The organism is Terriglobales bacterium, from assembly GCA_035651995.1.
Classification (GTDB): Bacteria; Acidobacteriota; Terriglobia; order Terriglobales; family Acidobacteriaceae; genus DASRER01.
In genome coordinates this window covers 1-3945 of the sequence record DASRER010000041.1, presented here as the reverse complement: position 1 = coordinate 3945, position 3945 = coordinate 1, and the positions used below count along the sequence as shown (strand labels likewise).

At 64.0% G+C, this 3945-nt stretch carries 9 protein-coding genes; 1 reads left to right on the top strand and 8 read right to left on the bottom strand.

Annotated features, from left to right (window positions below; translation table 11 throughout):
- From VFA60_14075 to VFA60_14040, 8 genes are all read right to left on the bottom strand, one after another.
- On the bottom strand, positions 1-510 hold a 510-nt coding region (locus VFA60_14075; GenBank protein HZQ92917.1), incomplete at its 3' end, for a hypothetical protein.
- A 15-nt stretch (positions 511-525) separates the two neighbouring features.
- Complete coding sequence (locus VFA60_14070) at positions 526-768, bottom strand: hypothetical protein (GenBank protein ID HZQ92916.1); 243 nt, start codon at positions 766-768, stop codon at positions 526-528.
- Positions 769-853: 85 nt separating this feature from the next.
- A complete protein-coding gene (locus tag VFA60_14065; GenBank protein ID HZQ92915.1) occupies positions 854-1012 on the bottom strand; it encodes a hypothetical protein in 159 nt (52 codons plus the stop codon).
- A 192-nt stretch (positions 1013-1204) separates the two neighbouring features.
- On the bottom strand, positions 1205-1675 hold the full coding sequence (locus VFA60_14060; protein ID HZQ92914.1) for a hypothetical protein: 471 nt from the start codon (positions 1673-1675) through the stop codon (positions 1205-1207).
- A 4-nt stretch (positions 1676-1679) separates the two neighbouring features.
- Positions 1680-1988 carry a hypothetical protein gene (locus tag VFA60_14055; protein ID HZQ92913.1) on the bottom strand — a complete coding sequence of 103 codons (309 nt, stop codon included), beginning with the start codon at positions 1986-1988 and terminating at the stop codon, positions 1680-1682.
- Between the two features lie 16 nt (positions 1989-2004).
- Positions 2005-2772, bottom strand: coding sequence for a hypothetical protein (locus tag VFA60_14050; protein ID HZQ92912.1), 768 nt, complete (start codon positions 2770-2772; stop codon positions 2005-2007).
- A gap of 15 nt (positions 2773-2787) precedes the next feature.
- Positions 2788-3051 carry a hypothetical protein gene (locus VFA60_14045; GenBank protein HZQ92911.1) on the bottom strand — a complete coding sequence of 88 codons (264 nt, stop codon included), beginning with the start codon at positions 3049-3051 and terminating at the stop codon, positions 2788-2790.
- Positions 3052-3089: 38 nt separating this feature from the next.
- Positions 3090-3533, bottom strand: coding sequence for a hypothetical protein (locus tag VFA60_14040; protein HZQ92910.1), 444 nt, complete (start codon positions 3531-3533; stop codon positions 3090-3092).
- Between the two features lie 227 nt (positions 3534-3760).
- Between VFA60_14040 and VFA60_14035 the strand changes: the two genes are divergently transcribed.
- Positions 3761-3945 (top strand): hypothetical protein (locus VFA60_14035; protein ID HZQ92909.1); only part of this gene is annotated, 185 nt, incomplete at its 3' end.

Sequence of the window (3945 nt, the reverse complement as noted above, 5' to 3'; positions counted from 1 at the left end):
GTGATTGAGCCTGCTTAGCTGCGCGTACCCGGTGTAGAGTTTTGCGCCGTCGAGCGCGCCGAACTGGCGGACAAGGTCGGCGCGCACAGCCGTGGCCAGGTCGATGTACTTCTGACGCGCGGTGGGATTGGAGGTTGACAGGGGTATTCCCTGCGCCTCGAGAATGCGGATTCCCATGCCCCACAACTTGATGACAGGGTTGGGCGACGGGATGAAAAACAGCGCTACGTCATCGGTGGCGCTGTCCTTGCCGAGCTTCGGCCGGCCGCTGAAAATCTGGCCGAAGAACTCATCGAAGATGAGCAGGAACACATCGACCACGGCCCTGAGGCACGCGAGCGCATCGAGCAGCCCGACGCACAGGCCGGCATTGACGCCGGCGTCGAGGCCGGTCACTAGCGGTCCGGTGTCGCCGCCGCCGCCGGGCAGATGGGTGAAATCGAATGCCATGTTTGTCTCGCCTTGGACGCGCGGCACAGCGCCTCGTGCGCGCACGGCGGCGCCGTGCATTCGATCTGCGGCGCGTCAGCCATCGCGGCGATCGAGCGCGTCCTGGACTTTGTGAACGTAGTTCTCGAGCGCTGGCGGCAGCTTCCGCGGGTTCTGCATGCCCAACAGCTGCTTGGCGAAATAACCGGGATCTAACCGGCTGCGCAGGTACTTCACGGTCGCGGCCAGGGCGTCGAGCGCGTCCTGCGTCAGCGGCAAGTCCATCTCAAACGCGGTCAGGGTGACGTCGTTTTCTTGCCACTTCAGGGTTACTTTCATTGCAGTATCCATCGCTGCGCTTTATCCGTTGCGTTATACGCAGCTGCCCTCAAGCTGTGCTTGGCAACGCAGGGCAAACTATTACTCAGTGTGGCGCGGGCTGGTTGAGATGGTAGTAATTGAATACGACAGTGAGTAGTCCACTGACTACAAAATTGAAGGGGGCCGGGATGATCGGGGTGACGACCGGAAGCACGGCCGCGGCGGCGCTCCCGAGCACGGTCAGATAGTATTTCGCTTGCATGGTCAGTTCCTTCTCTCCAGCACGCTGAGGATTCGTTCCAGAGCTTCCTTTTCGCGATGCTCGAATTCTAGCAAGGTCGATAACAACTTGTCGTGGCGAGTGAGTAGCCACCAGCACACCACGAACGAGAAACCTATTTGCGCGGCGGCTTGTGCTGCTTGCAGTATTTCATGAAGGCTCATCGCCTGCGGGCTAGTTATTCTCGGACCACACGAAACTGGCTATCATCGCGACGTTGACCGTAACCGCGGCGACCAGCAGGCCGGAGTTGGGATCGAGCGCAACGTCCCAGTCCTTGAGAACGTTGACGGCCTGGCCGGCCGGCAGCGAGAAGCGGCCGAACTGCGTGCCCTGGATGCCGGCGTTGGTGGTGTGGCGCACGTGCGATTTTGCCGCGCCGCCGCCGAAATGCAGGGCGACACCGGCGCCGTCGTCGGTGCCCAGCTGGGTGGCGAAGCTGGTCAGCACCACGTCGCCGGCGGTGGCAAGCGACACCCAGAGCTCGCGCAGGAACGCCTGCTTGCCCGATCCGGTGGGATTTTGCAGCTGCGCTTCGCTGTTCTGGGCGGCGACCGCCGCGACGTTGGCGAAGCCGCCGAAGATGTGGTAGTCGCCGCTGAGCAGGTAAGCCCAATCGGCTGGTGTGAAACCGCCGTATCGCATGTGGTTACGGAACCTCCAGCACTTCGGCGATTATGAGGTTGTGGGCGAGTATGCCATCGTCGGAGCCGCCCCACCACTCGGCCAGGCACAGATCGCCGTCTTCGCGAAGGTCTAGAATGAGGGGATCGGACCACGGCATCAAAATGATGTTGTTGGGCAGCGGCGGGACGCCGGAGCGCGGGTAGATGTGGATTTTGCCGTAGCTCACGTTCATGAACATGAGCTTCTTTCGCGTCCCGTCAGCTACCGCCAGGGCGGCGTCGGCCGCCGGCGCACTGCTGGCTGTGCGGTTGAAGACAATTTGCTCGGGCATAGGTTGCTCGCGCCGGTTACGCGATCTTCTCCAGGTCGAACCAGACGGTTTCCGAGGTGTCGGCCGAGGTCGAGAAGGCCTCCAGCGTCGGGATAGACAGGTGGTCGAATTCGCCCCAGATGCCCCATCCGCCGTTTCTTTGGCCGGTCGGTTCGAAGCTGGTGTCGCCCTGGAAGGCGAGGCCGCCGGGCCGGTTGTTCTGGCGCACGATGATGAAGCGGAAAGCGAGCAGGCCTGCGCTCTTCGCGCGCGCGCCCACCAGGGCGTAGCGGCCGGCCGGCAACCCAGTGTCCATCGAGAGCGACACCGATGACCACGCGTTTGCCACCAAAGTGGTCGTGCCGGTGGCGCGCACGGTGAAGAACTTGCCCTCGCGCTTGCGCAGCGGGCCATCCGCGAAAATCACGAAGCCGTAGGCGTTCTGCGCGCCGGCCGAGTTCTGTTGCGCGTAGAACGGGAGCTCTTCCTGCGGGTCGAGCTCGAGCGGGGCGCCGGCGCCCGGCCCATCGGTCAGATCGAGGTACGGAGTGGTCGCGCCCGCGCCGCCGATCGCGTTGGCGATGGGCTCGATCCAGTAGTCGCCGAAGCGGCGGTGTGATGCGGGCTTGACCTTCGCCACGGTGAGATTGGTGCCGAAGGCGTGCAGCAGTACGACTTTGTGCATGTCCGCCGGCACGACCAGGGCGGAGTCGCGCGTGGGAATGAGGCCGTCCGCGATCGCCGCGACCTGCTGGTCGGCGGCGGTGTTGGCGATCGATGCGAAATAGGCTGACAGCTGGAACATCGCGTGTGCGCTCCGTTACGCTGCGGGCGTTGGGTTTGCGGGTTGTGCGGCCTGGGCGGCGGCGGCCGCGGCCGCGGCGACCTGGGCGTCGTAGTAGTTCTGCATCATGCGCTGGCGGACCCGCGCTTCCTGGGTGTCGGCGCGATCGGGGATGACCTGCGGCCAGTGCTCGCGCGAGTGCGAGATCACGTTGATGCCGGTGAGGTTAAGCCCGCATTCGGGGCAGTAGCCCGCCGTCATGCGCTGCGCCGGGGTCATGGCCTGAACTTCTGGTGACATTTTTTTGCCTCGCTGTAGGGCGTGGTTGGTTGCGCGCCTTAGAACGTGCCGCGCAGTTTCGCCATCTCCGTGATCCAGAACGCGGCGCGGGCGGCGCGTTCGGCGATGGTCGCGTCGGGCATCGCGCGCACCTTGTCGATGAGCGCGCTTTCCGCCGCGATAACCTTGGCGATCTTGCGCCCGAACTTGTGGACGCGGGCCTGCGTGCCCTGCTGGTAGGCGCTGACGCCCACGTTCTGAGCGGTGTCGGCCATCTCCTGCAGGTCGATCTGCGATGCGCCCTTGGCGAAGGCCTTGCGCGCCACCGCCTGGTTGACTCCATTCTCCCAAGCCTTCTCGGAGGCGATCATGGCGGCCTTGGGATCGCGGCGCGGGTTGAGGAAGCCCTCCAGCCAGCGGTTGCCGGCGGTCGAGGTGGACTCCTGCCAGTGGTTGACTGCCGTGGTGGCGTCGGTGATTTTGCGCGGGGTAATTGAAGCCATTTGCACTCCTGGTGGCGGTCGCGGTCGCATGACCACAACATATTGCGCTCGATGCGCCATCAGACCACCACATATGGTGGCTTGACAATATCATCAGGAGATGCCTTTAATGTGCAAATTGGCGGGAGTTGGGGAGAATGCCCGGAGTTCCACAGTCTCAGCGCGAAGCAGGTCTTCTAGCACGCTTCCTCGCACACAGGTTTGCTGGTGCTCGCATCATCAACCAGGTGCGGCTGGGGCCGATTCCGGTGATTCCCGGCGTGAGCGACATTCCCGGTCTGCCCTGGAACGCGCTGGCGAACTTCCGCCGCTGGGCGGACGCGGTGGTCATCGAAAAGGACCTTGTGACGATCGTGGAGGCCAAGACCATCATGGACCCCGGCCTGCCCTCGACGCTGCAGCTGTACGGCGC